At 66.1% G+C, this 1,687-nt stretch carries 1 protein-coding gene and 1 pseudogene; both read left to right on the forward strand.

Going from position 1 to position 1,687, the window contains the following annotated elements; genetic code table 11:
- Positions 1-274: 274 nt before the first annotated feature.
- A complete protein-coding gene (locus FV234_RS25735) occupies positions 275-1,309 on the forward strand; it encodes an aspartate-semialdehyde dehydrogenase (protein ID WP_147752713.1) in 1,035 nt (344 codons plus the stop codon).
- 149 nt (positions 1,310-1,458) lie between these two features.
- Positions 1,459-1,687, forward strand: a pseudogene (locus tag FV234_RS25740) (PQQ-dependent dehydrogenase, methanol/ethanol family); the annotation flags it as partial.

A 1,687-nucleotide genomic window follows, 5' to 3' on the forward strand; every position in this document is an offset into this window, starting at 1 on the left:
CCCCTCCCCCCACCTTTCCAAGCCGGCCTCCGCGGCGGCGTTTCTCGTCACGCGGTGAATCGATCCTTGTCGCGGCCGACGGGCTTGGTCGCGCAGGGAGAAGCATGGCGGACGGGCCGAGGCATGACGCGACCGCCCTTGACAGGCGCGCGACCCCGGCGCCTTGCTCCCGCCTTCCGAAGGTCCTGCCTTGCGACGTCGCGGGGCCTACGGGTCATGGGCCGATGCGGCCGGCGGAGGCCGGGATCGCTGCACGGCAAGCGGAGTCTTCGAGATGGGTTACAAGGTCGCCATCGTCGGCGCCACGGGCAACGTGGGCCGCGAGATGCTGGACATCCTCGCCGAGCGGGCCTTCCCCGCCGACGAGGTCGTGGCGCTGGCCTCGCGCCGCAGCCAGGGCCAGGAGGTCTCCTTCGGCGACAAGATCCTCAAGGTCAAAGCGCTCGACACCTACGACTTCTCCGACACCGACATCTGCCTGATGTCGGCCGGCGGCGAGACCTCGAAGGAGTGGTCGCCCCGCATCGGCGCGCAGGGCTGCGTCGTGATCGATAATTCCTCGGCGTTCCGCTACGATTCGGACGTACCGCTGATCGTGCCCGAGGTGAACGCCGACGCGGTGGTCGGCTTTTCCAAGCGCAACATCATCGCAAACCCGAACTGCTCGACGGCCCAGCTCGTCGTGGCCCTGAAGCCGCTGCACGACGCGGCGACGATCAAGCGGGTGGTGATCTCGACCTACCAGTCGGTCTCCGGCGCCGGCAAGGACGCGATGGACGAGCTGTTCAACCAGACCCGCGCCGTGTTCACGGCCGGCGAGGTGAAGCAGGAGAAGTTCACCAAGCGCATCGCCTTCAACGTCATCCCGCACATCGACGTGTTCATGGAGGACGGCTACACCAAGGAAGAGTGGAAGCTGGTCGCAGAGACCAAGAAGATGCTCGATCCCAAGATCAAGCTCACGGCCACCGCCGTGCGCGTGCCTGTGTTCATCGGCCACGCGGAAGCCGTCAACGTCGAGTTCGAGCGCCCGATTTCGCCCGAAGAGGCGACCGCGATCCTGCGCTCGGCGCCCGGCATCTTGGTGATCGATAAGCGCGAGAACGGCGGCTACATGACCCCACACGAGGCGGCGGGCGAGGACGCCACCTACATCTCCCGCATCCGCGAGGACGCGACTGTGGAGAACGGCCTGAACTTCTGGTGCGTCTCGGACAACCTGCGCAAGGGCGCCGCCCTGAACACGGTCCAGATCGCCGAGCTCTTGATCAACCGCAAGCTGATCGGGCGGGACAAGAAGGCGGCCTGAGGGCTTCTTCACGCGTCGCTGTATCGCTGTTCGATCGAGCGCAGTCTCCGCAGGGAGGCTGCGCTTTTTCGTGGCCGACAGATCATGGCCTTTGCCCGTCGACAGAGGGGGGGCTGCCGCCACGCGATCCGATCGATAGAACGAGCCCGATGAAAATCCATCTACTCGCACTCGGCGCTGGCCTGGCGGTTGCCACCCCGGCCTTGGCTGAAGACCTGATGACGCACCTGGCGAACCCCGCCGAGCAGGTCCTTCAGACGGTCGACTACGCCAACACGCGCTATTCCAAGCTCGACCAGATCAACGCCGGAAACGTCAAGAACCTCCAGGTCGCCTGGACCTTCTCGACCGGCGTGCTGCGCGGCCACGAGGGCTCGC

Source organism: Methylobacterium sp. WL8, assembly GCF_008040045.1.
Taxonomy (GTDB): domain Bacteria; phylum Pseudomonadota; class Alphaproteobacteria; order Rhizobiales; family Beijerinckiaceae; genus Methylobacterium; species Methylobacterium cerastii.